This is a genomic window from Kaarinaea lacus (assembly GCF_975902315.1).
The window spans coordinates 1-3,872 of sequence record NZ_CDLKIE010000268.1; the positions used below are offsets into that span (position 1 = coordinate 1).

The 3,872-nt window shown below is 45.1% G+C and carries 5 protein-coding genes; 4 read left to right on the forward strand and 1 reads right to left on the reverse strand.

The annotated features are described in order from the left end of the window. Together ACWVCM_RS08315 and ACWVCM_RS08320 are read left to right on the forward strand one after the other, a co-directional pair. On the forward strand, positions 1–474 hold a 474-nt coding region (locus ACWVCM_RS08315), incomplete at its 5' end, for a M23 family metallopeptidase (protein WP_455201270.1). 98 nt (positions 475–572) lie between these two features. Next, positions 573–1,370 carry an ion transporter gene (locus ACWVCM_RS08320; protein ID WP_455201271.1) on the forward strand — a complete coding sequence of 266 codons (798 nt, stop codon included), beginning with the start codon at positions 573–575 and terminating at the stop codon, positions 1,368–1,370. A gap of 30 nt (positions 1,371–1,400) precedes the next feature. Here ACWVCM_RS08320 and hemH read toward each other — a convergent pair whose 3' ends face one another. Continuing rightward, positions 1,401–2,498, reverse strand: a complete 1,098-nt coding sequence (gene hemH, locus ACWVCM_RS08325; RefSeq protein WP_455201272.1) for a ferrochelatase — start codon at positions 2,496–2,498, stop codon at positions 1,401–1,403. Positions 2,499–2,628: 130 nt separating this feature from the next. Here hemH and ACWVCM_RS08330 point away from each other — a divergent pair, with 130 nt between their 5' ends. Both ACWVCM_RS08330 and ACWVCM_RS08335 read left to right on the forward strand, forming a co-directional pair. Beyond that, entirely contained in the window at positions 2,629–3,285 is a 657-nt protein-coding gene (locus ACWVCM_RS08330) for an SCO family protein (RefSeq protein ID WP_455201273.1), read from the forward strand. A gap of 83 nt (positions 3,286–3,368) precedes the next feature. Beyond that, positions 3,369–3,809, forward strand: a complete 441-nt coding sequence (locus ACWVCM_RS08335; RefSeq protein ID WP_455201274.1) for a copper chaperone PCu(A)C — start codon at positions 3,369–3,371, stop codon at positions 3,807–3,809. Positions 3,810–3,872 lie beyond the last annotated feature (63 nt).

Here is a 3,872-nt window from a genome sequence, read left to right on the forward strand (position 1 = left end):
AAAAAAGAGAAAAAGGAAATTGTCGCCTCCCTTTCTCACTGGAGCGACTCCGAGCAAATCAATACCGATTTTGTAATTCCCGTAACCGGCCGCTTAAGCAGCCCGTTTGGCTTGCGCCGCTATTTCAATAAGCAGCCCCGTAAGCCCCATAGCGGAATCGACATCGCCGCACCACAAGGTACGCCTATCGTATCTCCGGCGGATGGAACTGTTCTCACCACGGGTGATTATTTCTTTAACGGCAACACCATTTTTATTGACCATGGGCAAGGCCTGATTACCATGTATTGCCATATGTCGAAAATCAAGGTTAAACCGGGTCAAAAAGTGAAACGTGGCCAAAAAATCGGCGCCATAGGCCAGACAGGTCGAGTCACGGGCCCCCACCTGCATTGGGGAGTAAGCTTAAACGATGTACGTGTTGACCCGGGCTTATTCTTTGATAATCTGAAAAAAGCCGCTAAACAGAAGTAAGCCACCCAGAAAACCACAGCAATTTTACTCTTGCACTGGCTCATCGCAGCCGGTATTTTTACGCGTCGTCCTGAATCAACTAATAACCAGAACCAACTATGAAAAAGATTGCACAAAAAATCGTTTCGCAGAAAAAATTTGAATACTTCATCATCGCGTTAATATTACTTAACGGTGTGGTGCTTGGGCTGGAAACATCACCCGATATCGTCAGCCAGTACGGTGACTATTTGCTATTAGCCAACGATCTGATACTGGCCGTATTTGTTATTGAAGCTATCCTGAAAATCACTGCTGTGGCACCGCGCTTTAAACTGTATTTTGGTGACGGCTGGAATCTGTTTGATTTTTCCGTTGTGCTTTTGTCATTGATTCCAACAACAGGCGAATTCGCCATGATTGCTCGACTGGCTCGTCTACTACGGGTTGCCCGACTGATTTCTACCATCCCCGAATTGCGATTAATTGTTTCCACACTGGTGCGCTCCATACCCAGCATGGGACACGTACTACTTCTGATGAGTATAATTTTTTATATTTATGCGGTTGCCGGCTACCATATTTTTCATGAGCATGACCCCACCCACTGGAACAATCTTGGCTTATCACTATTAACCCTGTTTCGAGTGGTCACACTGGAAGACTGGACGGACGTAATGTACAAAGCCATGGAAATGCATCCACTGTCCTGGATGTATTTTGTAAGCTTCGTGGTAGTAGGTACGTTTGTGGTCATTAACCTGTTTATCGCAGTAGTCATCAACAACCTGGAAGAAGCCAAACATGATGCGCTTGAAGAACTCCAGGCACCCACAACACGCGATGAAATTATTAAAGAGCTAAAACAGACCCAGGAAGCGCTTGCAAAATTACAGGACAAGCTATCGAAGATGTAAGGGATTTATAGCGCGAGGATGACGAATGTCTTACTGGCTGGCACCCAGTTGTTGTGCGCGTTCCCAACGCCTTTTTGCTTCATCTTCAGAAGCCTGAGTAGTGGCTTCCCAGCCATCGCAATGACGTTGTACTAGATTAGCGAGCGCACCGATATGATCTGCTCGATCATTTAACGCAGGGATATAATGATATTCCTTTCCACCTGCTTCCAGATATGCTTCCCGGTTTTCCTGGTCAATCTCTTCCAGGGTTTCCAGGCAATCCGCAGAAAAGCCGGGGCAAACCACGTCAACACTATTAACCCCCTGTTTGCCCAGCTCACGCAGCGTATCGATAGTATACGGATTCAGCCATTCTTCACGTCCGAAAATTGACTGGAATACCACCTGCCATTGCCCCTCCTCAAGATTCATCTTTTCCGCAATCAGGCGTGCGGTCTTCTGGCATTGGCAATAATATGGATCGCCCGTAACCAGAAAACGCTTCGGCGTGCCATGAAAGGAAAACAGCAATTTTTCAGGTTTGGCATGTTGCGACCATGCCTCCTCGATTGAATTCACTAATGACGCAATATAATTCCCATCATCATGATACTGGTTAACAAAACGAAACTCGGGAACCCAGCGCCAGTTTCTAACCGTCGCGGCAATGGCATCGAAAGTAGACGCCGTAGTACTGGATGAATACTGTGGATATAAGGGCAGTACCAGTACCCGTTGCGCATTGGCCTGCCGCAATTTTTCCAGTGCAGAAGGAATGGATGGATTGCCATAGCGCATCCCTAATTCGACAACAAAGGGCTGCTTTATTTTGTCTTTTAAAGCGATTCGCAAGGCTTCCACTTGCTTGCGCGAAATAGACAACAAGGGAGATCCGCTGTCTTTATCCCAGATTTTTTGGTAAGCCTGGGCCGATTTTGCTGGTCGAATGAACAGGATTACTTGTAAAATACACCACCATAGTACTCGCGGCAGGTCAACGATGCGGGGATCCCATAAAAATTCCCTGAGATAACGACGTAAAGCAGGTGTTGTAGCCTCATCAGGCGTTCCCAAATTTGTGATAAGAATTCCCAATACCGGTTGTTGATCGTGTTTGAATTGCGGGGATTTTGTTGAGTTTTGCATCGTTTTTTAATGTTGAACTATTCCAGTTTTTTCAGGCCCCAAGTATACCGACAATATAGATAAAAATTGAACCTTTAATTTCAGGCGGTATTCAGACTAAGCCTATTATTATCCCAAACACTAACAGATTATGACAAAACGTAAATTTACATCCTACACGATCGCTGCACTCCTGTTGATAGCCGCCCTGGTTGTCGGCCTGGGTATATCGATTAACCTTTCTGCTAAACCCGACGATATACCCGAGGAGCTACGCGGTTTAATAAAAAAACAGGCTATTGCCGTACCTGAATTTGAACTGGTGGACCAGAAAAACCAGCCTCTCAATAAAGAACGCCTGAAAGGCGCCTGGACCTTCATGTTTTTTGGCTATACCCATTGCCCGGACGTTTGTCCGTTAACCTTAACTGAATTAGATAATGCCGCAAATCAAATAAATGATTTACAAAATTCGAACAGAAAAATCCAGTATGTTTTTATTAGCGTCGACCCCAACAGGGACACACCTGCCTCCCTTGGCGAATACGTCAGTTATTTCGGCGCGAAATTTATTGCGGCGACCGGCAGTGAACAGGCGCTTAAACAACTGGCCGGTCCATTAGGTATCAAATTTGAGCGTGGCATCGGCACCGAGAACGAGTATTTGGTGAATCACAGCAGTACAATGTTACTAATCGATCCACAAGCTCAATACTATGCACGCTTCCGGGCCCCACATTACGCAGAAGAAATTATTGACGGTTTCAAGGCAGTATTAACTTATAAGGAAAGTAAAGAGAGGCAATAATGTTGTTAAATAGAACATTCATTTTTACTATTTCTGTTCTTATTTTCTGTTTTTTTGTAAACACTGCTTTTGCAGGCAGCGTTATGGTAAAAGACGCCTGGGTAAGAGAAGCCCCACCCAACGCGAAAGTGCTGGCAGCGTATATGACCCTAGAAAACCATTCCGACAAAGAGAAAGTATTAACCAGCGTAGTTTCTCCCGTGTTTGACAAAATCGAAATTCACAAATCCGTTCACAAAGGCGACATGGCTACCATGGAAAAACAGAAAGAGCTGCCTATCGCCACTCACGGAACGGTTAAACTGCAGCCTGGTGGATTACACCTTATGCTGTATACTCCCAATAAAAAACTAAAAGCCGGCGACAATGTGAGTATTACATTAAAATTTGCTGATGGAAGTACCAGCGCTGTGAATGCTAAAGTGAAAAAAGCAACCGGTAGTAGCGGCCATCACGATCACGGCGAACACCAGATGCATGAGGAAACAGACACCAAACAGGAAACTCATCACCACAATCATTAAATACGACGACACCTTGAACAATACCAACAACAACGATTCACCAAATTCATTGCTTGACAAAAT